Origin of the sequence: Streptomyces sp. NPDC093097 (genome assembly GCF_044754325.1) — a bacterium.
In the GTDB taxonomy this organism is placed as follows: Bacteria; Actinomycetota; Actinomycetes; order Streptomycetales; family Streptomycetaceae; genus Streptomyces.
Window position 1 is genome coordinate 167,720 of the sequence record NZ_JBIVOW010000003.1, and the last position, 25,544, is coordinate 193,263.

At 71.5% G+C, this 25,544-nt stretch carries 21 protein-coding genes; 12 read left to right on the forward strand and 9 right to left on the reverse strand.

All coding sequences use genetic code 11. From position 1 onward, the window contains the following. Positions 1–172: 172 nt before the first annotated feature. Complete coding sequence (locus ACIQE0_RS06200) at positions 173–706, reverse strand: hypothetical protein (RefSeq protein WP_366340088.1); 534 nt, start codon at positions 704–706, stop codon at positions 173–175. Positions 707–940: 234 nt separating this feature from the next. Between ACIQE0_RS06200 and ACIQE0_RS06205 the strand changes: the two genes are divergently transcribed. The 3 genes from ACIQE0_RS06205 to ACIQE0_RS06215 are packed head-to-tail and all read left to right on the forward strand — an operon-like array spanning position 941 to position 3,962. Further along, entirely contained in the window at positions 941–2,200 is a 1,260-nt protein-coding gene (locus ACIQE0_RS06205; protein WP_402329440.1) for an ABC transporter substrate-binding protein, read from the forward strand. Continuing rightward, a complete protein-coding gene (locus ACIQE0_RS06210) occupies positions 2,197–3,120 on the forward strand; it encodes a sugar ABC transporter permease (RefSeq protein WP_366340084.1) in 924 nt (307 codons plus the stop codon). The genes ACIQE0_RS06205 and ACIQE0_RS06210 overlap by 4 nt, the downstream gene beginning before the upstream one ends. 5 nt (positions 3,121–3,125) lie before the next feature. Beyond that, on the forward strand, positions 3,126–3,962 hold the full coding sequence (locus ACIQE0_RS06215; RefSeq protein WP_402329442.1) for a carbohydrate ABC transporter permease: 837 nt from the start codon (positions 3,126–3,128) through the stop codon (positions 3,960–3,962). 442 nt (positions 3,963–4,404) lie between these two features. Here the strand turns inward: ACIQE0_RS06215 and ACIQE0_RS06220 are convergent, their stop codons facing one another. The 4 genes from ACIQE0_RS06220 to dusB all read right to left on the reverse strand — a co-directional run bounded on the left by ACIQE0_RS06220 (position 4,405) and on the right by dusB (position 11,055). Further along, entirely contained in the window at positions 4,405–5,247 is an 843-nt protein-coding gene (locus ACIQE0_RS06220; RefSeq protein ID WP_366340080.1) for a winged helix-turn-helix domain-containing protein, read from the reverse strand. A gap of 645 nt (positions 5,248–5,892) precedes the next feature. Beyond that, positions 5,893–8,628 carry a pyruvate, phosphate dikinase gene (ppdK, locus tag ACIQE0_RS06225; protein ID WP_402329444.1) on the reverse strand — a complete coding sequence of 912 codons (2,736 nt, stop codon included), beginning with the start codon at positions 8,626–8,628 and terminating at the stop codon, positions 5,893–5,895. Positions 8,629–8,953: 325 nt separating this feature from the next. Further along, positions 8,954–9,685 (reverse strand): glutamine amidotransferase-related protein, encoded by a 732-nt coding sequence (locus ACIQE0_RS06230; RefSeq protein WP_366340078.1) that lies wholly within the window; start codon positions 9,683–9,685, stop codon positions 8,954–8,956. A gap of 182 nt (positions 9,686–9,867) precedes the next feature. Then, positions 9,868–11,055: a tRNA dihydrouridine synthase DusB gene (gene dusB / locus ACIQE0_RS06235; protein ID WP_402329446.1), complete on the reverse strand. Its 1,188-nt coding sequence runs from the start codon at positions 11,053–11,055 to the stop codon at positions 9,868–9,870. Positions 11,056–11,120: 65 nt separating this feature from the next. Between dusB and ACIQE0_RS06240 the strand changes: the two genes are divergently transcribed. Further along, on the forward strand, positions 11,121–12,578 hold the full coding sequence (locus ACIQE0_RS06240; RefSeq protein WP_402329448.1) for an MFS transporter: 1,458 nt from the start codon (positions 11,121–11,123) through the stop codon (positions 12,576–12,578). Positions 12,579–12,602: 24 nt separating this feature from the next. On the opposite strand, the gene ACIQE0_RS06245 is transcribed toward ACIQE0_RS06240, so the two are convergent. Beyond that, positions 12,603–13,586 (reverse strand): helix-turn-helix transcriptional regulator, encoded by a 984-nt coding sequence (locus ACIQE0_RS06245; protein ID WP_366340072.1) that lies wholly within the window; start codon positions 13,584–13,586, stop codon positions 12,603–12,605. Positions 13,587–13,676: 90 nt separating this feature from the next. Here ACIQE0_RS06245 and ACIQE0_RS06250 point away from each other — a divergent pair, with 90 nt between their 5' ends. Continuing rightward, positions 13,677–15,155, forward strand: coding sequence for an MFS transporter (locus tag ACIQE0_RS06250; RefSeq protein ID WP_366340070.1), 1,479 nt, complete (start codon positions 13,677–13,679; stop codon positions 15,153–15,155). Between the two features lie 608 nt (positions 15,156–15,763). Here the strand turns inward: ACIQE0_RS06250 and ACIQE0_RS06255 are convergent. Then, complete coding sequence (locus tag ACIQE0_RS06255; RefSeq protein WP_366339970.1) at positions 15,764–17,146, reverse strand: glycine--tRNA ligase; 1,383 nt, start codon at positions 17,144–17,146, stop codon at positions 15,764–15,766. 221 nt (positions 17,147–17,367) lie between these two features. Between ACIQE0_RS06255 and ACIQE0_RS06260 the strand changes: the two genes are divergently transcribed. The 4 genes from ACIQE0_RS06260 (at position 17,368) to ACIQE0_RS06275 (ending at position 20,702) form a co-directional block, all read left to right on the forward strand. Continuing rightward, entirely contained in the window at positions 17,368–18,330 is a 963-nt protein-coding gene (locus tag ACIQE0_RS06260; RefSeq protein ID WP_402329450.1) for a metal ABC transporter substrate-binding protein, read from the forward strand. Positions 18,331–18,394: 64 nt separating this feature from the next. Beyond that, entirely contained in the window at positions 18,395–19,219 is an 825-nt protein-coding gene (locus tag ACIQE0_RS06265; RefSeq protein ID WP_402329452.1) for a metal ABC transporter ATP-binding protein, read from the forward strand. Beyond that, a complete protein-coding gene (locus tag ACIQE0_RS06270) occupies positions 19,219–20,115 on the forward strand; it encodes a metal ABC transporter permease (protein ID WP_366339976.1) in 897 nt (298 codons plus the stop codon). Before ACIQE0_RS06265 ends, ACIQE0_RS06270 begins: the two co-directional genes overlap by 1 nt. Before the next feature lie 149 nt (positions 20,116–20,264). Then, on the forward strand, positions 20,265–20,702 hold the full coding sequence (locus ACIQE0_RS06275) for a transcriptional repressor (RefSeq protein ID WP_366339978.1): 438 nt from the start codon (positions 20,265–20,267) through the stop codon (positions 20,700–20,702). A gap of 100 nt (positions 20,703–20,802) precedes the next feature. Here the strand turns inward: ACIQE0_RS06275 and ACIQE0_RS06280 are convergent, their stop codons facing one another. Both ACIQE0_RS06280 and recO read right to left on the reverse strand, forming a co-directional pair. Next, positions 20,803–21,627 (reverse strand): isoprenyl transferase, encoded by an 825-nt coding sequence (locus ACIQE0_RS06280; RefSeq protein WP_366339980.1) that lies wholly within the window; start codon positions 21,625–21,627, stop codon positions 20,803–20,805. Between the two features lie 87 nt (positions 21,628–21,714). Then, positions 21,715–22,461: a DNA repair protein RecO gene (gene recO / locus ACIQE0_RS06285; protein ID WP_366339982.1), complete on the reverse strand. Its 747-nt coding sequence runs from the start codon at positions 22,459–22,461 to the stop codon at positions 21,715–21,717. A 693-nt stretch (positions 22,462–23,154) separates the two neighbouring features. Between recO and ACIQE0_RS06290 the strand changes: the two genes are divergently transcribed. Genes ACIQE0_RS06290 through ACIQE0_RS06300 form a run of 3 tightly spaced genes read left to right on the forward strand, consistent with a single transcriptional unit; the run spans position 23,155 to position 25,528 of the window. Continuing rightward, positions 23,155–24,744: an ATP-binding protein gene (locus ACIQE0_RS06290; protein WP_402329454.1), complete on the forward strand. Its 1,590-nt coding sequence runs from the start codon at positions 23,155–23,157 to the stop codon at positions 24,742–24,744. Beyond that, positions 24,741–25,169, forward strand: a complete 429-nt coding sequence (locus tag ACIQE0_RS06295; RefSeq protein ID WP_366339986.1) for a roadblock/LC7 domain-containing protein — start codon at positions 24,741–24,743, stop codon at positions 25,167–25,169. The genes ACIQE0_RS06290 and ACIQE0_RS06295 overlap by 4 nt, the downstream gene beginning before the upstream one ends. After that, positions 25,166–25,528, forward strand: coding sequence for a DUF742 domain-containing protein (locus tag ACIQE0_RS06300; protein WP_016575340.1), 363 nt, complete (start codon positions 25,166–25,168; stop codon positions 25,526–25,528). Before ACIQE0_RS06295 ends, ACIQE0_RS06300 begins: the two co-directional genes overlap by 4 nt. Positions 25,529–25,544 lie beyond the last annotated feature (16 nt).

The following is a 25,544-nucleotide window of genomic DNA, read 5'->3' on the forward strand; positions in this document are numbered from 1 at the left end:
GGGGGGGGGGGGGGGGGGGGGGGGGGGGGGGGGGGGGGGGGGGGGGGGGGGGGGGGGGGGGGGGGGTGGGGCCGCGGCGGGCCCCCCCCCCCCCCCCCCCCGGCCCCGAACCCTCCCGCCGGTGGATGCGCCCCCGCCCGGTGGGGGTGAGGGATGCGGAGCGGGGCCACGTTCACGTGCGGGTCGTCCAACCCGTGGCGGTGACCAACTCGGTTGCGATGTCCGGGACGGAGCGGTTGTCGGTCACCACCCGCAGCGTGTCGGCGGTTGCCCGGTCGTCCAGCATGCGGGCCTTGCGGGCGCTGTTCGCCAGCTCCCTGGCCAGTTCCGAACCACGCTCCCGGCCGGTCAGCCGGGCCTCGGCGGTGGCGTCGGTGGCGGTCAGCAGCACCCGGACGATCCGTACTCCGGGGCCCAGGGCCCGTTCGAAGATCCCGGCGCTCTCCGGCAGCACGCTGACGGTGTTGGTGTAGATCAGTCGTCGGCAGCCGACCCGGGCGTAATTGGCCCATACGGCGGCCAAGTTGAGCTCCGTGATCCTGGAGCGCGACGGGTCGCCCTCCGGAGCCGGATGCACCTGCCCCATGAAGTCCCCGTCCATCACGGCATGCCCCACCTCCGCGGCCCGCAACAGCGCAGAAACCTCCCACCCCACCGACGTCTTCCCGACCCCGGACCGCCCACCGATCAGCAGTAGTTCCGCCACCTGGCCGCTCTCTCTCCGTCGACTCCCCCCAGGGTGGCAGGCCCCACCGCCCGCGGACGAATGATTTCCAGCACCCCGTCCCGGCCTCTCTCCCCCACCCCCACCGGGGGGGGTGCGCGCCCACCGGCGCCCCGCCCAACACCCCTCCGCCGAAGGCGAAAGAAACCGCACCCCCACGGTGGGATAGCCAACAACCTGCTGCGCGCCCACGCCAGTTGCGGCAAAGTACCTGCCATGACGGTGATCGGCAGAAGACGGCTCCTCGCCGCCGGAGGCGGCATCGCGCTCACGGGGGCGCTGGCGACGGCGTGCGGGTCCAACACCGGCCGGAACGGCGGCGGTTCGGGCCCGGCGCTGGCGCAGTGGTACCACCAGTACGGCGAACCGGGCACCCAGCAGGCGGTGCAGCGCTACGCCGCCGCGTACAAGAAGGCGAGCGTCACCGTCCAGTGGCGGCCGGGCGACTACGACCGGCAGACCGCGGCGGCGCTGCTGACCGACGCCGGGCCCGATGTCTTCGAGGTCAACGGGCCGCTGCTGGAGCAGATCCAGACCGGCCAGGTGGTCGATCTGACCGACCTCGTCGAGCCGGTCAAGGACGACTTCAACCAGGCGGTGCTGGCGCCGAAGATCTGGCAGGACAAGATCTGGGGCATCCCCCAGGCCGTCGACACGCAGGTGCTCTACTACCGCAAGAGCCTGCTGAAGGACGCCGGGGTCCAGCCGCCGCAGAGCGTCGACGAACTGGTCGACGCCGCGGCCAGGTTGACCACCGGCAAGGTCAAGGGGCTGTTCCTCGGCAACGACGGCGGCGTCGGGGTGCTCAGCGGGACACCGCTGTTCGCCGCCGGGCTGAGCCTGATCACCGAGGACGGCAGGCCCGGTTTCGACGATCCGGCCGCGGCCCGGGTGCTGGCGAAGATGCGGCAGCTGTACGCCGACAGGTCGCTGCTGCTGGGGGCGCCCACCGACTGGTCCGACCCGGCCGCCTTCGTCCAGGGGCTGACCGCCATGCAGTGGTCGGGGCTGTGGGCGCTGCCGCAGATCAAGAAGGCGCTGGGCGACGACTTCGGCGTGCTGCCGTTCCCGAAGGACGGCGCGCACGGGAAGCCGACGGTGCCGGTGGGGGCGTACGCGTCCGCGGTGAGCGCCCGCAGCGGGCACCGGGCGGAGGCCAAGGCGTTCGCCGAGTGGCTGTGGATCGAACGGACCGACTTCCAGCAGGACTTCGCGCTGTCCTACGGGTTCCACATCCCGGCCCGGATCTCCCTGGCGAAGAAGGCCCGGCAGCTCCAGCAGGGGGCGGCGGCCGACGCGGTGCGGCTGGCCACCGAGCACGGCTACGCCGAGCCGCTGCTGTGGACCGGCGCGGACCGCAACGCCTATCAGGACGCGCTGAGCCGGATCATCAAGGACGGGGCGCATCCGGAGACCGAGCTGAAGGCCGTGCTGCGCACGGTCGACGCCGAGCTGTCGCGGGTCAAGAAGAAGTGAGCGCGCGCACGGCCCGGCTGCTCGGCCCGCAGCGGCGGAATCTGTGGTTCTGGGTGTTCGTCGGGCCGTTCGCGGTCGGGCTCGGGCTCTTCACCTACGTACCGCTGCTGTGGAGCGTCTACCTCAGCTTCTTCGACGCGCACAACACGGTGAACCCGACCGACTTCATCGGGCTCGACAACTACACCGCGATGCTGAGCGACGGCGCCTTCCTCAGCAGCCTCGGCACCTTCCTGCTCTTCACCGCGTTCATCGTGCCGGCCACCTTCGCGCTGTCGCTGGCGCTGGCCCTGATGGTGAACCGGCTGCGGGTGGCCCGCGCGTTCTTCCGGTCGGTGTTCTTCCTGCCGACCGCGTGCTCGTACGTCGTGGCGTCGCTGATCTGGAAGCTGTCGCTCTTCAACGGGGTGCGCTTCGGGCTGGCGAACACCGTGCTCGGGTGGTTCGGGATCGACCAGACGGCGTGGCTGTCCACGACCAGTCCGCCCTGGTACTGGCTGGTCATCGTGACCGTGCGGCTCTGGCTCCAGGCCGGCTTCTACATGATCCTCTTCCTGGCCGGACTCCAGCGGATCTCCCCGCAGTTGTACGAGGCGGCGGCGGTGGACGGGGCCCGGCCGGGCTGGCAGGTCTTCCGGCACATCACCTTCCCGCAGCTGCGGGCCACGTCGGTGGCGGTGGTGCTGCTCCTGGTCATCAACGCCTTCCAGGCGTTCGACGAGTTCTACAACCTGCTGAGCGACGCCCGCGGCTACCCCCCGTACGCCCGGCCACCCCTGGTGTACCTCTACTACACCGCGCTCGGCCGGGACCAGAACCTCGGTCTGGGCAGTGCCGGCGCGGTGATCCTGGCCCTGATCATCGCCGTGGCGACGGTGGTCCAGGCCCGCTGGTTCGGACTCGGCCGCAAGGAGGACTGAACGCCGTGCACGATGCCCTGACCCGGGCCGGCCGGGCCCTGCGGGTGGTCCTGCTGATCGCCCTGGCGCTGCTCTTCCTCGTCCCGTTCTATCTGCTGGTCCGCAACGGCCTGGCGAGCGAGGCCGACATCACCGCCCCCAGCTGGACGTTCTTCCCGCACGCACTGCACTGGTCCAACCTCACCGAGGTCTTCACCGACCCGAACCTGCCGCTGGCCCGGGCGCTGCTCAACTCCACGGTGATCGCGGTGTCGACGACGGTGGGCACGGTGGTGCTGGCCTCGATGGCCGGCTACGGCCTGGCCCGCGTCCCCTACCGCCACGCCTCGGCGGTCTTCTACGCCATCCTGGGCACGCTGATGGTCCCGGCGGCGGTGACCTTCGTCCCCAGCTTCGTCCTGGTCTCCACCCTCGGCTGGATCTCCACGCTCCGCGGCCTGGTCGTCCCGACCCTGTTCAGCGCCTTCGCCTGCTTCGTCTTCCGCCAGTACTTCCTCGGCTTCCCCCGGGAGTTGGAGGACGCGGCGCGGGTGGACGGCCTGGGCTACTGGCGGACGTACTGGCGGATCGTGGTGCCCAACGCACGGCCGGTGTTCGCGGCGGTCGGCACCATCGTCTTCATCGGGGCGTGGAACTCCTTCCTGTGGCCGCTGGTGATCGGCCAGGACCAGTCGGCGTGGACGGTGCAGGTGGCGCTCTCCACGTTCACCACCGCACAGAACCTCAACCTCCACGAGCTGTTCGTCGCCGCGGGCGTCTCGATCGTCCCGCTGGTGGTCGTCTTCCTGCTGCTCCAGCGGTACATCGTGGCGGGCGTGGAGCGCAGCGGCATCGACGACTGAGGGGTGGGCGCCGTTCTTCCACGACCGGCGCCCGCCCTCGGGACACCGCATCAATTCACGGCCCATTCAAGGGTGTTGACAATCACGCCCCAGCCGCCGATGACAACACGAAGAGTAGTGACGGGGTTTGGCAAGGGCCGTTCGGGGCGCCGGTGTTCGAGAACGAATGGCATACGCACGCAACTTCTCCGAACGGGCCGTGAGGGGGCGGTGTTGCGGTCACGAGAAGCATCGGCATCGGGCGAGGACACACCACGACCAATAAGTCCGCAGGGAATCTCTATTTGCCGCCGAAAATCCGGGCACGGATCAATGGCGTGCGGACGGTTTCGACTAACTCCGGTGGTTCCCCCTCATATTCCGCCGCTCAACCATCGCGGCGGGGGCGGCCGGGCGGGCGGCACGCTCCGCGCAACGGCCGTGCCGGGGGCCGCGGTCGGGCTCACCGCTCGAAGGCCGCCGTCCCGTCGAGCCGGGAGCCGCGCAGCAGGGCGGCGCCGAGCGGCGTCAGGGTGTGCAGCACGGCGTTGCCCTGGCGCAGCGTGGACAGCAGGCCGGCGTCCCGCAGGACGGTGGCGTGCTGGCTGGCGGAGGCCAGCGAGACGTCGACGCGGCGGGCGAGTTCACTGGTGGTGCAGCCGACGCCGATGCCGTGCAGTATCGCCGAGCGGGTCTGGCCCACCAGGCGGCCCAGCGAACGGTCCGGCGGGGCGGGCGCGGTGAGCCGGGGGGTGGGGTGCTCGACCGGGTAGACCAGGACGGGCGTCAGATCCGGATCGCAGTAGGTCACGGGGGTGCGGCGGCAGAAGTACGACGGCAGCAGGAGCAGTCCCCGGCCGCCGAGGTGGAGGTCCCGGTCCACCGGGTAGTCGGCCTCCAGGACGGGCGGGCGCCAGCGCATCATCGGGGGCAGCGACGCCAGCAGCCGGTCCGCGCCGCCGTCCAGGAGGGCCCGGCCGCGGGCCGCCCGGTCGGCCTCTATGCGGCTTTGCACCCGGTGCCAGTAGGGGGCGACGGCCGCATCGTGGTAGCGCTGGAGTATCCCGGCGAGCCGGCCCAGCGCGTGGCTCTCGCCGTCCGCCATGGCGCGTATCCAGGCGGGGAGCGGGCGGCCCGCGACGGGCGCGAGCCGGGAGAGTTCGCCGTGCAGACGGGCGGCGGGGGTCTCGCGCAGCGCGGCGAGCGCCTCGTCCATGCCGAGCAGTCCCTCGGCGGGCGTCAGGAAATCGGGGAAATACCCGCGGGCGGGCACCAGCGGCGCCAGCAGACGCGTTTCGCCATTCAACCTTCCGCGGGTTTCCGATCGCCAACCGCCGAAGGTGGAATCGTCACGCCGGTCGCGAAGTCGGTGAAAGCTTAAGACCGTCTCCCACAGGGCATCGGGGCGCGTGGCAATCCGCACCCGGGCCAGATCGAGTCCACTGAAATGGACGCGTAACACCGAACCCCCACTCTTTGGTTATCTCCGTCGCCCCCCGGCACGCCTGAGTATGCACGCCAACACGTGCGGTCACCATGCCCTTTTGGCCAGACTTGAAAAGGGTCGCGCGGGCCCCGCCGGGACGGAATGCTGGAGGCAATTCAACGGCGGTGCGCACGGCTCGGATTGCTCGATCCCGTGGGGGGTGATGGGCAAACAACCGGCCGCGCAGCCCCCCCGTTGGAGGCCGCCTCCCACGCCGACTGGGAGGACGGCAGCTCCCGAGGGGGGAGTCCGGAGAAAAGCGAAGGCGGCGCCCGTGCGCACGGGCGCCGCCTTCGCCGTCCCCGCGGACGCACGACGTATGACCCCGACGCGCACAAGGCCGAGGGCGGCACCTCCGCACAAGGTGCCGCCCTCGTCGGGTTCCGGAAGTGGTGGCGGGCGTTGAGGGTTGCGGGGTGCCCGCCGCCGGATCCGGGGGTTCGTAGGGCCGACGGCCCCGTGGGGTCAGCGGCTGTCGCTGCCGTGGGACTCGGCTGCCGCGCGCCCCGCTTCCAGGCGGGCGACCGGGATGCGGAACGGGGAGCAGGAGACGTAGTCCAGGCCGACCTCGTGGAAGAAGTGGACCGAGTCCGGGTCGCCGCCGTGCTCGCCGCAGACACCGAGCTTGAGGTCGGGACGGGTGGCCCGGCCGGCCTCGGCGGCGCTGCGGACCAGGGAGCCGACGCCGTCCCGGTCGATGGTCTCGAAGGGGCTGACGCCGAAGATGCCCTTCTCCAGGTACGCGGTGAAGAAGCTGGCCTCCACGTCGTCGCGGGAGAAGCCCCAGACGGTCTGGGTGAGGTCGTTGGTGCCGAAGGAGAAGAAGTCGGCGGACTCGGCGATCTGACCGGCCGTGAGGGCCGCGCGGGGCAGCTCGATCATGGTGCCCAGGGTGAGCTTGAGGTCGACGCCGCGGGCCTGCTCGACCTCGGCGATGACCTGCTCGGCCTCCTCGCGGACGATCTCCAGCTCCTGGACGGTGCCGACCAGCGGGATCATGATCTCCGCCCGCGGGTCGCCGTTGGCGTTCTTGCGCTCGGCGGCGGCCTCCGCGATGGCCCGGACCTGCATAGCGAACAGGCCGGGGATGACCAGGCCGAGGCGGACGCCGCGCAGACCCAGCATCGGGTTCTGCTCGTGCAGCTTGTGCACGGCCTGGAGGAGGCGGAGGTCGTTCTCGTGCTTCTCGTGGCGGGCCTCGGCGAGCGCGACCCGGACCGAGAGGTCGGTGATGTCGGGCAGGAACTCGTGCAGCGGCGGGTCGAGCAGCCGGACGGTGACGGGCAGGCCGTCCATCGCCTCGAACAGCTCGACGAAGTCGGCCTTCTGGAGCGGCAGCAGCTCGGCGAGGGCGGCGTCCTTGTCGGCGTCGGTGTCGGCCAGGATCAGGTGCTCGACCATCTCCCGGCGCTCGCCGAGGAACATGTGCTCGGTGCGGCACAGGCCGATGCCCTGGGCGCCGAACCGGCGGGCGCGGGCGGCGTCCTCGGCGTTGTCGGCGTTGGCGCGGACCCGCAGGCGGCGGACCCGGTCCGCGTACGCCATGATCCGGTGCACGGCCTGCACCAGCTCGTCGGCGTCGTCGGCGCCGGCGTGCATCCGGCCCTCGAAGTACTCGACGACCGGGGACGGCACGACCGGGACCTCACCGGCGTAGACCTTGCCGGTGGAGCCGTCGATGGAGACGACGTCGCCCTCCTCGATGACGGTGCCGTCGGAGGTGGTCAGCCGGCGGGTCTTGGTGTCGACCTGGAGTTCCTCGGCGCCGCAGACGCAGGTCTTGCCCATGCCGCGGGCGACGACGGCGGCGTGCGAGGTCTTGCCGCCGCGGGAGGTGAGGATGCCCTCGGCGGCGATCATGCCGTTGAGGTCGTCGGGGTTGGTCTCCCGGCGGATCAGGATGACCTTCTCGCCGGAGCGCGACCACTTGACGGCGGTGTAGGAGTCGAAGACCGCCTTGCCGACCGCCGCGCCCGGCGAGGCGGCGATGCCGCGGCCGATCAGCTCGGCCTGGGCGTTCAGGTCGAAGCGGGGGAACATCAGCTGCGCCAACTGCGCGCCGGTGACCCGCTGGAGGGCCTCGGCCTCGTCGATCAGGCCCTGGTCGACGAGCTGGGTGGCGATGCGGAAGGCGGCGCCGGCGGTGCGCTTGCCGACCCGGGTCTGGAGCATCCACAGCTTGCCGCGCTCGATGGTGAACTCGATGTCGCACAGGTCCTTGTAGTGCGTTTCGAGCGTCTCCATGATCCGCATCAGCTCGTCGTACGACGCCTTGTCGATCGACTCCAGCTCGGCGAGCGGAACGGTGTTGCGGATACCGGCGACGACGTCCTCGCCCTGCGCGTTCTGCAGGTAGTCGCCGTAGACGCCCTGGTGGCCGCTGGCCGGGTCGCGGGTGAAGGCGACGCCGGTGCCGGAGTCGGGGCCGAGGTTGCCGAAGACCATCGAGCAGACGTTGACCGCGGTGCCGAGGTCGCCGGGGATGCGCTCCTGGCGGCGGTAGAGCTTGGCGCGGTCGGTGTTCCAGGAGTCGAAGACCGCGCGGACGGCGAGGTCCATCTGCTCGCGGGGGTCCTGCGGGAAGTCCCGGCCGGTCTCCTTGGTAACGATCTGCTTGAACCGGTCGACCAGCGCCCGGAGGTCGGCGGCGTCGAGGTCGACATCGACGGTGACGCCCTTGGCGTGCTTGGCCTCCTCCAGCGCGTCCTCGAAGAGGTCGCCGTCGACGCCCAGCACGGTCTTGCCGAACATCTGGATGAGGCGGCGGTAGGAGTCCCAGGCGAACCGCTCGTCGCCGGCCTGCGCGGCGAGGCCGGAAACCGACGCGTCGGAGAGGCCGATGTTGAGGACGGTGTCCATCATGCCGGGCATGGAGAACTTCGCACCGGAACGTACCGATACCAGCAGGGGGTCATCGGCCTGACCGAGCTTCTTGCCCATCTTCTGCTCAAGGGCGGTGAGGTGCTCGGAGACCTCGGCACGCAGTGCCGCCGGCTCGCTGCCGCTCTCCAGGTACACCTTGCAGGCTTCGGTGGTGATCGTGAAGCCGGGCGGGACGGGAAGCCCGAGGTTGGTCATCTCCGCGAGGTTGGCGCCCTTGCCACCGAGGAGGTCCTTGAGGTCCTTGTTCCCCTCGGTGAAGTCGTAGACGAACTTCACCGACGAAGACTGGTTGACGTGGGGATCTTGTGTTTCCGACACGGCTCTGACTCCTCGCCGACGGGCTGCCCTGACGGCGAGGAACATACCCAGATCGAAGGCATATGGGTACGTCCACTTGGTCGACATGCGTGCGTAACCCGGTGTCAGCCAGCAGATCGAATGCGGTCGCACGTTTTCCACAGCGTTTACTTCCTGAACGCATGACTGCACTGTGCAGTCACAGGCAAGGCTTTCACTACACGGTGCAGCGGTTCACTTGATGGATTGAACGGGCTAGCAGTGGCACCGGGTGCCACCTATGCGAGAGATGGAGCCCGCCCCCACGTGCTCATTTGAGCGCAACCCCTATCAAGGGTGGCGAGAATCACGCGCTCATGTGTGCGCCAGTACCGTCATATGGACCCCCCGCCGCGATGTGATCAAGGAATGCGTCGACCAGTGCGCGGGCCCGTTCCCGGACCGCGGGAAGATCGGCGCGCAATTCGGCCACCAGTCGGTCCGGGTCGGCGCCGGCCCTGACCGGGAGCTGCGGATCGACCCCGTCGAACCAGGCCCGCAGCACCTCCGGCGTCAGTTCCGGGTGGAACTGCACGCCCAGCGAGCGGCCGCAGACGAACGCCTGGGAGCCGACCTCGTTGCGGGCCACCTCGCGGGCGCCGGGCGGCAGCTGCCAGCGGTCGCCGTGGAACTGGAACCACGGCCCGGGGCCCACCAGTTCCGGCGCGTCGGTGGCTATCCGGCTCCAGCCCAGTTCGAAGCGGGGCGCCGGCGCCACCTCGCCGCCCAGCGCGGCGGCCAGCGCCTGTCCGCCGAAGCAGATGCCGAGCACCGGGATGCCGGCGTCGTGGGCGGTGCGCAGCAGGGCCAGTTCCGCCTCGATCCAGGCGTTGCGGCGGGTCACCGACCACGGCGCGCCAAGCGTCAGTATCAGGCCATAGTTCGCCGCAGGCGGGAACACCACCTCGACGTCCGGAGCCGTATACCGGTCGGCGGGGACGACCAGCATCTCGTCGAGCCGATAGCCCCGCTCGGCCAGCCGTTCGCCGACGTGGCCGGCGGTGGACATGTGGTCGTGGGCGATGACCAGGGCGCGCATGGCCGTCACTTCCCTCCCCGAGGCGCGGGCCCGAGGGCCCGTGGCGGACAGCGCCCGTCGGGGCGCCTGTGCCGCATGCTGCCGCTCAGGGGGTCTGCTCGGAAGGGGTCGGGGCCGCGGGGCCGGACCGCCGCGGACCGGGCGGGCGCGCCGCGGCCCGGGAGCGGTCGGCCCGGGAGCGGTCAGCCGCCGGAGGTGTCCAGCTCGGCGTCCTCGCCGACGCCGGCGCAGTCGTACGGGTCGCGCAGCCAACCGTCCGGCAGCACCACGCGGTTGTTGCCGGAGGTCCGGCCGCGCGGGCCGTCGGCGCCGGTCGGCCACTGCTGGTCCAGGTCGAGTTCGTGCAGCCCCTCTTCCAGCTCGGCCAGCGACGAGCTGATCGCCAGCCGCTTGCGCATCTCGGAGCCGACCGCGAAGCCCTTGAGGTACCAGGCGACATGCTTGCGGAAGTCGATCACGCCGCGGGCCTCGTCGCCCAGCCACTCGCCGAGCAGGGTGGCATGCCGGACCATCACGGCCGCGACCTCGCGCAGGCCCGGGGCCGTGGGGGCGCCACCGCCCTCGAAGGCGGCGACCAGGTCGGCGAAGAGCCAGGGGCGGCCCAGGCAGCCGCGGCCGACCACCACGCCGTCGCAGCCGGTCTCGCGCATCATCCGCACCGCGTCGTCCGCCGACCAGATGTCGCCGTTGCCGAGCACCGGGATCTCCGGGACGTGCTCCTTCAGGCGGGCGATGGCGTCCCAGTCGGCGGTGCCGCCGTAGTGCTGGGCGGTGGTGCGGCCGTGCAGGGCGATGGCGGTGACGCCCTCCTCGACGGCGATCCGGCCTGCGTCGAGGTAGGTGAGGTGGTCGTCGTCGATGCCCTTGCGCATCTTCATCGTCACCGGCAGCGCACCGGCCCCGCTGACCGCCTCGCGCAGGATGGCGCGGAGCAGCGGCCGCTTGTACGGCAGGGCGGAGCCGCCGCCCTTGCGGGTCACCTTGGGGACCGGGCAGCCGAAGTTGAGGTCGATGTGGTCGGCCAGGTCCTCTTCGACGATCATGCGGACGGCCTTGCCGACGGTGACCGGGTCGACGCCGTAGAGCTGGATCGACCGCGGACGCTCGCTAGCGTCGAAGTGGATCAGCTGCATGGTCTTCTCGTTGCGCTCGACCAGCGCCCGGGTGGTGATCATCTCGCTGACGAAGAGGCCCTTGCCCCCACTGCTGCGATCTCCCGGGGGGCGGCCCCCGGCTCCCCAGCCCTCGCCTTCGGCGAATTCCCGGCACAGCGTCCGGAACGGGGCGTTGGTGATCCCGGCCATGGGTGCCAGTACCACGGGGGGCTGCACCTTGTGCGGGCCGATCAGCAGCGAACTCATGCACCCCATTGTCCCGCACCGGGCCGAACGCCCCGCCGGGGGCCGGACGGGCCGGATCGTTGTAGCGTTCAACCATGCCGGATCTCAGCCGTCGGCGGCGTCTGCTCGTTCTGGCGATCTGCTGCCTGAGCCTGCTGATCGTCAGTCTCGACAACACCGTCCTCAACGTCGCCCTGCCCTCGATGCAGCACGAACTGCACGCGTCGGTCTCCGGGATGCAGTGGACGATCGACGCCTACACCCTGGTGCTGGCCTCGCTGCTGATGCTCGCCGGCTCGACCGCGGACCGGCTCGGCCGCCGCCGGGTCTTCATGGCCGGGCTGGTGGTCTTCTCGATCGGCTCGCTGCTGTGCAGCCTGGCGCCCGACCTGGGGTGGCTGGTGGTGTTCCGGATGGTGCAGGCGGTCGGCGGCTCGATGCTCAACCCCGTCGCCATGTCGATCATCACCAACACCTTCACCGACCCCCGGGAGCGGGCCCGCGCCATCGGGGTGTGGGGCGGCGTGGTCGGCATCAGCATGGCCGCCGGGCCGGTGATCGGCGGGCTGCTGGTGCAGAGCGTCGGCTGGCGCTCGATCTTCTGGATCAACGTCCCGATCGGCGCGCTGGCGCTCTTCCTCACCCTCCGCTACGTGCCCGAGTCCCGCGCCCCGCGGCCGCGCCGGGTCGACCCGGTCGGCCAGCTGCTGGTGATCGCGCTGCTCGGCTCGCTGACGTACGCGATCATCGAGGCCCCGGACGCCGGCTGGGACTCGGCCGAGATCCTGATGTTCGTGCTGGTGGCGCTGGTCTCCCTGGTCGCCCTGATCGGCTACGAGCGGCGGCGCCGGGAGCCGCTGATCGATCTGCGGTTCTTCCACAGCGCCCCGTTCGCGGGCGCCACCGTGATAGCCGTCTGCGCCTTCGCCGCGCTCGGCGGCTTCCTGTTCGTCAACACCCTCTATCTGCAGAACATCCGCGGCCTGTCCGCCCTGGAAGCCGGCCTCTACATGCTGCCCATGGCCGGTATGACGCTGGTCTGCGCGCCGCTGTCCGGGCGGCTGGTCGCCGCCCGCGGGCCGCGCCTGCCGCTGCTGCTCGCCGGCTGCGCCATGGCGATCAGCGGCACCCTCTTCGCGGCCTTCAACACCGAGTTCGCCACCGGTCTGCTGCTCACCGGATACGTCCTGTTCGGCATCGGGTTCGGCCTGGTCAACGCCCCGATCACCAACACCGCGGTGTCCGGCATGCCGCGTACCCAGGCGGGCGTCGCGGCGGCCGTGGCCTCCACCAGCCGGCAGGTCGGGCAGTCGCTGGGGGTCGCGGTGATCGGCGCCGTCCTGGCGGGCGGGGCGCGCCCCGGCGCCACCCGTCCCGAGTTCCTGGCCGCCGCCCACCCGGCCTGGTGGATCATCGTCGGCTGCGGCACCGCCATCCTCGCGCTCGGCGCCCTGACCACCGGCCCCTGGGCCCGCGCCACCGCCCGGCACACCGCCGCCCTCTTCGAGGACGAACCGGCCCCCGACCACAGCCGGGCCCGCACCGGCTCCTGACGGCACGGTCCACCGGGCGGCGCCCTACGGCACCACCGCCCTCGCCCCCGCCGCCCCGCCCCCGGCCGCCCGCCGCGTCAGCGCCGCCAGCTCCACCAGACGCTCCCGGGAGACCTCGTCCACCGGCGTGTAGGTGAGCACCTTCGGGCCGGCGTTGGGCCCCAGCCACATATTGGTGCTGGTCAGCTGGAGGACACCGACGGCCGGATGCCGGAAGACCTTGACCGCGCTGGTCGGGCGCTCGACCTCGTGCTGCGCCCATATCCGGCGGAACTCCGGCGACGCCTCCGTCAGCCGCGCCACCAGCGCCTTCCAGCCGGGCTCGGCGATGTGCTCGGCCATCGCGGCGCGGAACTTGGCGGTCATGGTCCGGATCGTCGCCTCCCGATCCACCAGGATCGACCGCCACCCGGGGTGGGTGAACGCCAGCCACATGCAGTTGCGGTCCTCTTCGGGCAGCGTGTCCAGATCGCACATCAACTGCCCGTAGGTGCTGTTGTGGGCGAGGATGTCGAACCGGCTGTTGTGGACGGCGGCCGGGTAGGGCGCGAGCCCGTCGAGTATCTCCCGCAGCGCCCGGGGGACGCCGGTGCACTCCTTGCCCGGCACCGGATCGGCCGTCCCGGCCAGCGCGAAGAGGTGGCTGCGCTCGGCGCGGTCCAGTTGGAGGGCGCGGGCGACGGCGTCCAGCACCTGGGGGGAGACGTGGATGTCCCGGCCCTGTTCGAGCCAGGTGTACCAGGTGACGCCGACGGCGCCGAGCTGGGCGACCTCCTCGCGGCGCAGCCCCGGGGTGCGGCGGCGGGTGCCGCGCGGCAGTCCGACCTGCTCGGGGGTGATCCGCTCGCGCCGGCTGCGCAGGAAGGCGGCCAACTCCGCCCGGCGGACCGCGTCATCGGCGCGGTGCCCGGCGCCGCCGGCCGGCCCCGGCCCCGTCGTGCTCGTCGTACGCCGCGCCCCGGCACCCGGCTGGGCCGCCCCGGCGGCCTCGGTCACATCCACGGTCATGCGCCCCAGCGTGCCGCAGTGCGCAGCCGGTTGCCAGGTAGCGCTGATACCAGGATGCGAAGACTCTGGTACCCGGCTGAGCGGGGCGGAATGCTCGTCCCCGTGAGCGAAACCCCCATAGCCACCGCCGCCCCGGCCACCCCGTCCACCACCCCGACCGCCCCCGCCCGTCCCCACCCCGAGGCCGCGCCGCCGCTGACCCCGCTGGGCTTGCTGACCGTCCTCCTGGGTGCGGCCCTCCCCCTGATCGACTTCTTCATCGTCAACGTCGCCCTGCCGACCATCGACCGCGATCTGCACGCCGGCCCCGCGACGCTGGAGATGGTGGTGGCCGGCTACGGCGTCGCCTACGCCACGCTGCTGGTCCTCGGCGGCCGGCTCGGCGACATGGTCGGCCGGCGCCGGCTGTTCCTGTGGGGACTGGCCGCGTTCGGACTGACGTCGCTGGCCTGCGGGTTGGCCCCGAACGCCGGGACGCTGGTGGCCGCCCGGGTCGCCCAGGGCGCCGCCGCGGCGCTGCTGCTGCCGCAGGTACTGGCCACCATCCAGGCCACCACCACCGGCAAGCGGCGCGCCAAGGCCGTCAGCCTGTACGGCGGCACGGCCGGGGTCTCCAGCGCCGTCGGCCAGGTGCTCGGCGGGCTGCTGGTCTCGGTGGACCTGGCCGGCAGCGGCTGGCGCGCGGTGTTCCTGGTGAACGTCCCGATCGCCGCCGCGGCCCTGCTGCTCGCGGCCCGTACGGTGCCCGAGACCCGCTCGCCGCACCCCAGCCGCGTGGACGTCCCCGGCACCGTGCTGCTCGCCCTCGCGCTGGTCGCCCTGCTGCTGCCGCTGACCGAGGGCCGCGCCGCCGGCTGGCCCCTGTGGTCCTGGCTGCTGCTGGCCGTCTTCCCGTTCGCCGCCGGGGCGTTCGTGGCCGTGGAGCGCCGCGCGGAACGCACCGGCCGCACGCCGCTGGTCCCGCCCTCGCTCTTCGGCATCCCGTCCGTCCGCAGCGGCCTGGCCATGATCGTGCCGTTCTCGGTGGGCTTCGGCGGCTTCATGTTCGTGGTCGCGGTCGCCCTCCAGAGCGGACTGCACTACGGACCGCTGGCCGCGGGCCTCGCCCTCTTCCCGCTCTGCGTCACCTTCTTCCTGGCCTCGCTGGCCGGCCCCCGACTGGTGCAGCGCTTCGGGCGCAAGGTGGTCATCGCCGGCTCGCTGATCCAGGGCACCGGGCTCGTCGTCCTGGCCCTGACCGTCCACGCGGGCTGGCCCGCCATCCCGGTCGCCTCGCTCGCCCCGAGCATGGCGGTCCTGGGCCTCGGCCAGGGCCTGGTGCTGCCGGTACTGCTGCGGATCGTCCTGAGCGAACTCCCGGTCACCCAGGCCGGGGTCGGCGGCGGCGTCATGGTCACCACCCAGCAGTCGGGCCTGGCCCTGGGCGTCGCCACACTCGGCACGCTGTTCCTCGCGGTGCTGCCGGCGGCGGGCGTCCGCGACGCCCTCCTTGTCGCCCTGCTGACCCAGCTGGCGATCGTGGCGGGCACGACGACACTGGGACTTCGCCTTCCGCGGGCCCTTCGCTAGCGCGGTGACGCTTGCGCTGTGCCTGCCTCCCACGTTGCTGGCTTTCCCGCCATGCGGGGTGCCTGTCCGCTGCGCGGGGCTTGTCGGGTGCGGTGCCTGTCCGCTGCGCGGGGCGTTGTCGGGTGCGGTGCCGGGTCTGTGGTCGGTGAAACAGGCAAGTGGGGTCAACTCCCGGTGGTCAAGCGCGGGTTGTGTGTTGAGTGGCGACCGTCAGGCGACCACTCGCCTCAGCCTCAACCCACCGGAACCCCACCCACAACGGGAGGGGGCGGGGCTGTGGGGCTGGGGGTGTCCGGACGTAAAGCGAAGCAGTCCGGACACCCCCAGCCCCGCAGACCCGCCACCGCACCCAACAGCCCCGCGCAGCGGACAACAGCAACGCGCAGCGGACACCTCAGCCCGCGCCGCAGGCGCAAAGACAGCAACCCCCACGGCGGGAAAGCCAAAAACGTGGGAAGCAAACCCATCGCAAGCGCCACGCGAAACGGCCGGCCTCCGAAGAATCGGAGACCGGCCGGTGTCGTGTTGTGGCCTTACGAGGAGGTCCAGGCCACGGCCGCACGACCGTGGCGGTCACCACCCCGTCGGCAGCCCCGCCGTCAGGCGGATCAGCAGCCGAGCAGGCGCGACCCGAGGTAGGTCTGGATCTGGTCCAGGCTGACACGCTCCTGCTTCATCGTGTCGCGCTCGCGGACCGTGACCGCGTTGTCGTCGAGGGTGTCGAAGTCGACGGTGACGCAGAACGGGGTGCCGATCTCGTCCTGGCGGCGGTAGCGGCGGCCGATGGCGCCGGCGTCGTCGAACTCGATGTTCCAGAACTTGCGGAGGTCCGCGGCGAGCCCCTTGGCCTTCGGGGAGAGCTGCGGGTTGCGGGAGAGCGGGAGGACCGCGACCTTCACCGGGGACAGGCGCGGGTCGAGGCGCAGCACCGTGCGCTTCTCCAGCTTGCCCTTGGCGTTGGGCGCCTCGTCCTCGGTGTAGGCGTCGAGCATGAAGGCGAGCATGGTGCGGCCGACACCGGCCGCCGGCTCGATGACGAACGGGGTGTAGCGCTCGCCGGCCTCCTGGTCGAAGTAGGAGAGGTCCTGGCCGGACGCCTTGGCGTGCGAGGAGAGGTCGTAGTCGGTGCGGTTGGCGACGCCCTCCAGCTCGCCCCACTCCGAGCCGCCGAACTGGAAGCGGTACTCGATGTCAGCGGTGCGCTTGGAGTAGTGGGAGAGCTTCTCCGCGGGGTGCTCGTACCAGCGGATGTTCTCCTCGCGCAGGCCCAGGTCGCGGTACCAGTTCCAGCGCTGCTCCATCCAGTATTCCTGCCACTGCTCGTCCTCGCCCGGCTTGACGAAGAACTCCATCTCCATCTGCTCGAACTCGCGGGTCCGGAAGATGAAGTTGCCCGGGGTGATCTCGTTCCGGAACGACTTGCCCATCTGGGCGATGCCGAACGGCGGCTTCTTGCGGGAGGTCTGCTGGACCTGCGCGAAGTTGGTGAAGATGCCCTGGGCGGTCTCGGGGCGCAGGTAGGCGACCGAGGCGGTGTCCTGCGAGGGGCCGAGGTGGGTGGAGAGCAGGCCGGAGAACTGCTTGGGCTCGGTGAAGCCGCCCTTGTTGCCGCAGTGCGGGCAGTTGATGTCCGCGAGGCCGTTCTCGGGGAGCTTGCCGTGCTTGGCCTCGTACGCCTCCTCCAGGTGGTCGGCGCGGAAGCGCTTGTGGCAGGAGGTGCACTCGGTGAGCGGGTCGGTGAAGGTGGCGACGTGGCCGGACGCCTGCCACACCTCGGGGGCCAGGATCACCGAGGAGTCGAGGCCGACGACGTCCTCGCGGGAGGTGACCATGGCGCGCCACCACTGGCGCTTGATGTTCTCCTTGAGCTCGACGCCGAGGGGGCCGTAGTCCCAGGCAGCGCGGGATCCACCGTAGATCTCACTGCAGGGGTAGACGAAGCCACGGCGCTTGCTCAGGCTGACGATGGTATCGATCTTGTCGGCGGCCACGGTGCTCTCTTCAGTACGACGTCGGACAGTGATAGGGGCGCGGGGGGCGCCTCGGCGAAGGGTGCTGCTCAGAGATCGCGCGAGCGAATAGTTCAGGGTAGCGGCGTGCGTACCCCCCGGACCAAATCGGTTACGGATCGCTTCCGGCCGGTTCTGTTCGCTCTGTGACCTGGCACGCACTTTGTTGACAATCATTTCCACCTTTGTTGAAAATGAGTGTCATGAACGTACGCCCTCGGATATCCACCGCCGCCATCGCCGGAGCCGCGGTCCTCGGCCTGCTGGCCCTGTCCGCCTGCTCCCCCACCGCCTCCGGGCGATCCGATGACGGCAGGCTGAGGGTGACGGCCTCGTTCTATCCCCTCCAGTTCCTCGCCGAGCAGATCGGCGGCGACCACGTCGAGGTGTCCAACCTCACCAAGCCGGGCGTCGAGCCGCACGACCTGACGCTCACCCCCAAGCAGACCGCGCAGCTCGACGAGTCCGGCGCGATCGTCTACCTCAAGGGCCTCCAGCCCGCCGTGGACGACTCGGTGCAGCAGTCCGGGGTCAAGCACATCGCCGACGCGGCGGAGCTGACCTCCCTGGAGAAGCACGGCAACGAGGTGGACGGACACCACCACACCACCGGCGACAACCACTCGCACTCCGAGGGGGAGCCCGGCCAGGACCCGCACGTCTGGCTGGACCCGGTGAAGTTCGCCGAGGTCGCCAAGGGCGTCAACAAGACGTTCGCCGCGGCCGACCCCAAGAACAAGGCCGACTACCAGAAGAACACCGACGCCCTGGTGAAGAAGCTGGACGCGCTGAACAAGGAGTTCGCGGACGGCCTGAAGAACCGCGCCTCGGACACCTTCATCACCACCCACGCCGCCTTCGGCTACCTCGCCGAGCGCTACGGCCTGGTCGAGGAGGCGATCAGCGGCCTGGACCCGGAGTCCGAGCCCAGCGCCAACCGCATCAAGGAGCTGCACAGCCTCGCGCAGTCCCACCACGTCTCCACGGTGTTCTTCGAGACGCTGGCCAACCCGGCCACCGCCAAGACCCTCGCCGGCGACCTGCACCTGAAGACCGATGTGCTGGACCCGCTGGAGGGCATCACCAAGACGTCCCGCGGTACGGACTACTTCGCGGTGCAGCGCGCCAACCTCGCCGCGCTCCAGAAGGCGCTCGGCACCAAGTGAACCGGCCCGCACACCCCGTACCCACCGGGCACGCCACGACGCACCGCACGACGGAGGTCAGCAGATGAAGGACACCGGCCGGCCCGTCATAGAACTGGAGGCGAAGGAGCGGTCCGCCGCACCACCGTCGGCCGTCATCGAGCTGCGCGGGGCGACCGCGGCGCTGGGCGCCCGGCCGGTGCTGCGCGGGGTCGATCTGACCGTGCGGACCGGCGAGGTCGTCGCGCTGCTCGGGGCCAACGGGTCCGGGAAGTCCACCGCGGTCCGCTCGGTGATCGGGCAGGTCCCGCTGACCAGCGGGGAACTGGCGCTCTTCGGGACGCCGTTCCGCCGCTTCAAGGACTGGGCGCGGGTCGGCTACGTGCCGCAGCGCACCACGGCGGCCGGCGGGGTGCCGGCCACCGTCCGCGAGGTGGTCACGGCCGGCCGGCTGGCCCGGACGAAGCTGGGCCTGCTCCGCAAGGCGGACCGGGCGGCGGTGCAGCACGCGCTGGAACTGGTCGGACTGGCGGACCGGGTCAAGGACTCCGTCAACGCCCTGTCGGGAGGACAGCACCAACGGGTCCTGATCGCCCGGGCGTTGGCGGGTGAACCGGACCTGCTGATCATGGACGAGCCGATGGCCGGCGTGGACCTGGCGAGCCAGGAGGTGCTGGCCGCCGCGCTGCGCGAGCAGGTCGGCCGCGGCGCCACGGTCCTGCTCGTCCTGCACGAACTGGGGCCGCTGGAGCCGCTGATCGACCGCGCCGTGGTGCTGCGGGACGGCTGCGTCGTCCACGACGGCCCGCCGCCGGAGGCCGTGGGGCAGCACGCCCTGCCCGGCCACGACCATGTCCACCCGCACGCCGACGCGGCGGCCGAACCGCTCCGAACGGGGTTGCTGAGCTGATGGAGATCCTGAACTACGCCTTCATGCAGCGGGCGCTGATCGCCGCCCTGATCGTCGGGATCACCGCACCCGCCATCGGCATCTACCTCGTCCAGCGCCGCCAGGCACTGATGGGCGACGGAATCGGCCATGTCGCGCTGACCGGTGTCGGCCTGGGCTTCCTGCTCAACACCAGCCCGGTGTGGATGGCCACCGTGGTGGCCGTCGCCGGCTCGGTGGTGATGGAGCTGATCCGCTGGTACGGGAAGACCCGCGGCGATCTGGCGCTGGCCATGCTGTTCTACGGCGGCATGGCGGGCGGTGTGATGCTGATGAACCTCTCCGACGCCGGCTCCAACGCCAACTTGGGGACCTACCTGTTCGGTTCGATCACCACCGTCTCGCCGCAGGACATGACGACGATCTACGTGCTGGCCGCGCTGGTGCTGGCGATCACGATCGGGCTGCGCCGCCAGCTGTTCGCGGTCTGCCAGGACGAGGAGTTCGCCCGGGTCACCGGCCTGCCGGTGCGGCTGCTGAACCTGCTGGTCGCGGTGACCGCCGCGGTCACCGTCACGGTCGCCATGCGGGTCGTCGGCCTGCTGCTGGTCAGCGCGCTGATGGTGATCCCGGTCGCGGCCGCCCAGCAGATCAGCCGCAGCTTCGCGGTGACCTTCGCGACCGCGGTGGGGATCGGCGTGGCGGTGACCCTGACCGGCACCACCGCCTCGTACTACGTCGACGTGCCGTCCGGCGCGACCATCGTGCTGTTCGCCATCGCCCTGTTCGTCGGCTTCACGGCGCTGGCCACCCCGCTGGCCAGAAAGCGGGCCGGGGCCGCCGCGGCGTCCGAAAAGGGGTGCACCCTGGAGGTACCGGGCAGCCGCCCCGCCACCGAGGACGACGTCCGGGTATGACGGTGGCACGGAAACGATGGTGTGGGACGCCCTGGACGAGGGATACATAGAGAGGCAGCTGTAAGCACCGCACAGGGCCTCCGGTCATCACCTGGCACAATGGCCAAACGCATGCGCGGGAGAAGTCCTGACGTCCTAGGGAGGCAACGGTGGCGACGAGCGCGGGTTCTCCGGTACGCGGCCGGTCGACACGGCAGCGCACCGCGGTTTCGGCCGCACTCGACGAGGTCAACGAGTTCCGCAGCGCGCAGGAACTCCACGACATGCTCAAGCACCGGGGCGACTCGGTGGGGTTGACCACCGTCTACCGGACGCTCCAGTCCCTCGCCGACGCCGGTGAGGTCGACGTCCTGCGCACCAGCGAGGGCGAGGCCGTCTACCGCCGGTGCAGCTCCGACGACCACCACCACCATCTGGTGTGCCGGGGCTGCGGCACGGCCGTCGAGGTCGAGGGCCCGGCGGTGGAGAAGTGGGCCGACCAGATCGCGGCCGAGCACGGCTTCCGCGATGTGGCGCACACCGTCGAGATCTTCGGCACCTGCGGGGACTGCGCGGTGAAGGCGCAGGCGGGAAGCCCGGACGCCTGACACCGCGCCGGGAGCCCGCGGGGCCCCGCACACCGGCAGCACGGACGGGCCGCCTCCCTCGCGCGAGGGAGGCGGCCCGTCCGTCGTCGTACGGCGCGGCTCAGGTCGTCGTCGCCGACTCGCCGTCGGCCAGCGGCGCCGCCCCGAACCGGCGGTCGCGCTTGGCGTACTCCAGGCACGCCTCCCAGAGGTTCCGGCGGTCGAAATCCGGCCAGAGGATGTCCTGGAACACCATCTCGGCGTAGGCGCTCTGCCAGATCAGGTAGTTGGACGTGCGCTGCTCACCGGAGGGCCGGACGAAGAGGTCCACATCGGGCATGTCCGGGTAGTACATGTACTTCGCGATGGTCTTCTCGTTGACCTTCGACGGGTCCAGCTTCCCGGCCCGGACGTCCGCCGCGATGGCCGCAGCGGCGTCCGCGATCTCCGCCCGACCGCCGTAGTTCACGCAGAAGTACAGCGTCATCGCGTCGTTGTTCTTGGTCTGCTCCTGGGCGATCTGGAGCTCCTGGACGACGGACTTCCACAGCTTCGGCATCCGGCCCACCCACCGGATGCGGATGCCCAGCGCGTCCATCTCGTCCCGGCGCCGGCGGATCACGTCCCGGTTGAAGTTCATCAGGAAGCGGACCTCGTCCGGCGACCGCTTCCAGTTCTCGGTGGAGAAGGCGTAGAGCGAGAGGTTCTTCACGCCCATCTCGATGCAGCCCTTGAGGACGTCCATCACGACGCCCTCGCCCACCTTGTGGCCCTCGGTGCGCGGCAGCCCGCGCTCCTTCGCCCACCGCCCGTTGCCGTCCATCACGACCGCGACGTGGTTCGGGACGAGCTCGCCGGGGATCCTCGGCGGGCGGGCACCCGAGGGGTGCGGCTCGGGCGTCTGGTATCCACGTCGGTTGCGCCCCAGAATCCCGCGTACTGCCATGCGCCCCACGTCTCCTATGCAATGTCGATGGACGGTTCGTTCGGTGGCCGGACCACCGGGTGGCCGGGCCGCGCGGTGCGAGGACCGCTATTTCTCCACGTAGCGCAGGGACCGCAGACCGCGCTCCAGGTGCCAGTGCAGATACGCCGCGACGAGGCCGCTGCCCTCCCGGACATGCCGCGCCTCGCAGGCGTCCGCGGTCTCCCAGTCGCCGGTCAGCAGCGCACCCAGGAGCCCGATGGCCTCCGAGGAGGGTACGACGCTTCCGGGCACCCGGCAGTCACCGCACACCACCCCGCCGGACGCGACCGAGAAGAACCGGTTCGGACCGGGCATTCCGCACCGCGCACAGGCGTCGAAACTCGGCGCATAACCGTTCACCGCCAGCGAGCGCAGCAGGAACGCGTCCAGCACCAGGTGCGGGGCGTGCTCCCCGCCCGCCAGCGTCCGCAGCCCGCCGACCAGCAGCAGGTACTGCTGGACGGCCGGTTCGCCCTCGTGGTCGGTGAACCGCTCGGCGGTCTCCAGCATCGCCGTCCCGGCGGTGTAGCGGGCGTAGTCGGTGACGATCGCGCCACCGTACGCGGCGATCGTCTCGCTCTGCGTGCACAGCGGCAGCCCGCGCCCGATCAGCTCCCCGCCGCGCGCGAAGAACTGCACGTCCACGTGCGAGAACGGCTCCAGCCGGGCGCCGAACTTCGACTTCGTCCGCCGGACGCCCCGCGCCACCGCCCGGACCCGACCGTTGCCGCGGGTGAGCAGGGTGATGATCCGGTCCGCCTCGCCCAGCTTCTGGGTGCGCAGCACGATGCCGTCGTCGCGGAACAGAGTCATACGGCCATTCTCGCGCACCCGCGGACCGGTCCGACCCGGGGCCCGGCCGGCCCTCGGGCCCGCTCTCCCGGGGGTGGGGCGCGCGGCTCGGCGCCCGGGGCCCGGGGCCCGGCCGACGGCGGCACCCCGTCCCGCCACCCGCGGTGATCGTCCGCTGAGGCGCCTGCCGGATCGGTCCGGAGGGGAGCGGACGACGTCCCGGGCCCGGACGGTCCGCTGCCGGAGGTCCCCGAGGGCTGCCGCGGGCCCGGCGCCCGGTCCGCTTCCCGTCGAGGCGCTCCGGCACCGGACCGGACCGCGCCCCAACTCCACTGACGGGCACACGGTTCCTCGCGCGGCGAACCCAACACCGGTGCGGCGCGGAGCCTCTCACCCCCTGTCAGGTCGTCCGGGCGCGCGGGCGGCGGCAGCCGCCGTGGCGGCGGACCCCCGCCAACCGCAGCCGTTTCGCGGCGGCCTGACCCCGTTTCACCCGTAAGGCCCGCACGGCCCCGGAGTCCCTTTCCGAAGAGCGGGGCCGCGGCACGTTACCGGGGAGTCATGAACGGATAACGTGACCTTCGGTACTTCTCAGTCTTCGCACGTCAAGGACCCTCACAGCGTGTCGACTGACAGGTAGCATCCGGTGAGGTTCGGCGGCACGGCAGCCGTGGCGACCGAGACATCCCCGTCAGTCCCCAAACGAGGATCTCGATGACATCCATACCGCAGGCGCTGTTGTGGTGCCTTGGCGCAGGTACGGCCGCCGCCGTGGTGCTGGCGGCGCTCCTGGTCCGCGTGCGCAAGGAGCGTGCCGGGCTCAGAACCCGCCTGACCGCCGCCGAGGAACACAACAGCGCCACGCTCCACAGCAACACGGAGTTGACGGCCAGGCTGCGGGCCACGGAGGCCGAGATCCGGCACCTGGCCGAGGCCCGGCTGCCCGACCTGACCCTGGCGCTGGCCCACCCGCACGTGCCCGTTCGCGGGCTGTCGGACAAGCGGTTCGCCGACTCGGCGACCGACCAGGCGCTGAACGCCGTACTGGAGCAGGTCAGCGAGGCGATCACCAAGGAGCGCACCCGGGTCGACGCGGCGGCGCAGTCCACGCTGCGCGGTGCGACCACCACCATCCAGGCGCTGCTCTACCAGGTGCAGACCTCGCTCCAGGAGATGCAGCACCGGTACGACGACCCGCAGATCGCGCAGGACCTGCTGGACGCGGACTTCCTCAACGAGCAGGCGCTGCGGCGCGTGCAGGCCACCGGCGTGGTGTGCGGTGCCTGGCCGGGCCTGACCCGCCAGGACTCCTACCTCGCCGAACTGGTGGTGGGCGCCAGTTCGCGGCTGCGCGGCTACGAGCGGGTGCAGATCAGCAACCAGCTCCGCGACCCGGTCGCGGTGGTGGCCCGGGCCGTCGAGCCGATCGCGATCACCGTCACCGAGCTGCTGGCCAACGCGCTGCACCACTCGCACCGGGAACTGCCGGTCTCCGTCACGCTCCAGCAGGGCAACCGCGGCGCCTCGGTGATCATCGACGACTACGGCGTCGGCATGCACGACGACGAGCTCAAGCACGCGATGGAGCTGCTGGCCGGCGCCGACGCCCTGCTGCTGACGCAGCTGGGCGACCCGCCGCGGTCCGGTTTCGCGGCCGCCGGCCAGCTGGTGCGGCAGTACGGCTTCGGGGTGCACGTGGAACCCTCGCCGTACGGAGGGGTGCGCGCCGTGGTCTACATCCCGGGCGATCCGCTGCTGACCGTCCTCGACGCGGGCGCACGCCCGATCTCGGTGATGGCGCCGATGCCGCACCGCGCCCCGGGCGGGCCGCGGGACCGGGCGGCGGCGCCGGCCACGATGCCGACCGGGGCCGGCGTGCCGGCCACCCCTGCCGGGGCCGTGCCGCCCGCCCCGCCGGCGTCCCCCGCGCACCCCGCCCACGCTGCCCCGCCGATGGCCGCGGCGCCTGCCGTGCCCTCCGCGCCGGCCGCTTCCGCTGTGCCCGAGCAGGCGCAGCCGCTCGCCGAGGGCGAGTTGCCGCGCCGGCGGCGGCGCCGGCCGCAGTCCGAGCAGCCGGCCGAGCAGCGCTCGGACACCCTCAACCTGCGCTCCCCGGAGGAGACCGGGTCCCGCTGGGCGGCGCTCCAGCGCGGCACCGAGTCCGGCCGGGCGGCCGCATACCAGCCCGAACCCCAGCAGTCCGACGTCCCGCAGTCCGGCTCGATGCAGCCCGACCTCGCGCAGTCCGATGTCCCGCAGCAGTCCGATTCGCCGCGTAGTCCCGGAGGGAACGCCCAGTCATGAACAGCCCCACCCGCCGCCGTGTCACCGAGGACAAGTCCTGGGTGCTGGCTCCCCTGTTGGAGCTGCCGCATGTCGTCCACGCCGCCGTCATCTCCGGCGACGGCTTCATCGAGGGGGCCTCGCCGGGCCTGTCGCGCGAGGCCGCGGAGGGCGTCGCGGCGATGATGTCGGCGCTCCAGGGCGCGGGCCGCGCGGTGACCGCGGCCTTCGTCGAGAAGGACGACGCCCGGCTGCGGCAGACGGTGATCGAGTCCGAGGAAGGTTTCGTTTTCGCGATCCCGGCGGGCGAGAACACCTGCCTGGCCGTTTTCGCCGATCCGGAGGTGAACATGGGCGTCGTCGCGCACCACATGCAGATCCAGGTGACGACCCTGGGCAAGAAGGTCATGAACAGCCCGGCTCGGGACCTCGGCAGCCAGGCATGACACCGCGCCAGAGCAGCGGACGCCGCCTCGTACCGGCCTATCTGGCGACCGGCGGGCGAGCCCGTCCGAGCCGCAACACACTGGACCGGTTGACCGTGCTGATCGGTGTGGACATGCCGATCACCAGTGAGGTTCGCCCCGAAGAGCACCGGATCCTGGAGCTGCTCCAGCCCGGGGCGCTGACTCTGGCCGAGGTGGCCGCCCACCTTCACCTGCCCGTCAGCGTGGTGAAGGTGCTGGTGGCCGATCTCGTCGATGCCGGGCGCCTGCACGCCCGAGTCCCCATACCCGAAGCCGAGCAATTCGACCGGCAGATCCTGGAGAGGGTTCTCGATGGACTCCGCTCTCTCAAGTCCTAGCCCCGGCGCCGGGACC

Bases quoted from the DNA above. Each gene is read 5' to 3' on its own strand.
- ACIQE0_RS06205 (WP_402329440.1), top strand. From the start codon at position 941: ATGACGGTGATCGGCAGAAGACGGCTCCTCGCCGCCGGAGGCGGCATC.
- ACIQE0_RS06230 (WP_366340078.1), bottom strand. From the start codon at position 9,685: ATGCGCGCCCTGGTCATCGCCCACGACCACATGTCCACCGCCGGCCAC.
- dusB (WP_402329446.1), bottom strand. From the start codon at position 11,055: ATGGGGTGCATGAGTTCGCTGCTGATCGGCCCGCACAAGGTGCAGCCC.
- ACIQE0_RS06240 (WP_402329448.1), top strand. From the start codon at position 11,121: ATGCCGGATCTCAGCCGTCGGCGGCGTCTGCTCGTTCTGGCGATCTGC.
- ACIQE0_RS06245 (WP_366340072.1), bottom strand. From the start codon at position 13,586: ATGACCGTGGATGTGACCGAGGCCGCCGGGGCGGCCCAGCCGGGTGCC.
- ACIQE0_RS06250 (WP_366340070.1), top strand. From the start codon at position 13,677: ATGCTCGTCCCCGTGAGCGAAACCCCCATAGCCACCGCCGCCCCGGCC.
- ACIQE0_RS06260 (WP_402329450.1), top strand. From the start codon at position 17,368: ATGAACGTACGCCCTCGGATATCCACCGCCGCCATCGCCGGAGCCGCG.
- ACIQE0_RS06265 (WP_402329452.1), top strand. From the start codon at position 18,395: ATGAAGGACACCGGCCGGCCCGTCATAGAACTGGAGGCGAAGGAGCGG.
- ACIQE0_RS06270 (WP_366339976.1), top strand. From the start codon at position 19,219: ATGGAGATCCTGAACTACGCCTTCATGCAGCGGGCGCTGATCGCCGCC.
- ACIQE0_RS06280 (WP_366339980.1), bottom strand. From the start codon at position 21,627: ATGGCAGTACGCGGGATTCTGGGGCGCAACCGACGTGGATACCAGACG.
- recO (WP_366339982.1), bottom strand. From the start codon at position 22,461: ATGACTCTGTTCCGCGACGACGGCATCGTGCTGCGCACCCAGAAGCTG.
- ACIQE0_RS06290 (WP_402329454.1), top strand. From the start codon at position 23,155: ATGACATCCATACCGCAGGCGCTGTTGTGGTGCCTTGGCGCAGGTACG.
- ACIQE0_RS06295 (WP_366339986.1), top strand. From the start codon at position 24,741: ATGAACAGCCCCACCCGCCGCCGTGTCACCGAGGACAAGTCCTGGGTG.
- ACIQE0_RS06300 (WP_016575340.1), top strand. From the start codon at position 25,166: ATGACACCGCGCCAGAGCAGCGGACGCCGCCTCGTACCGGCCTATCTG.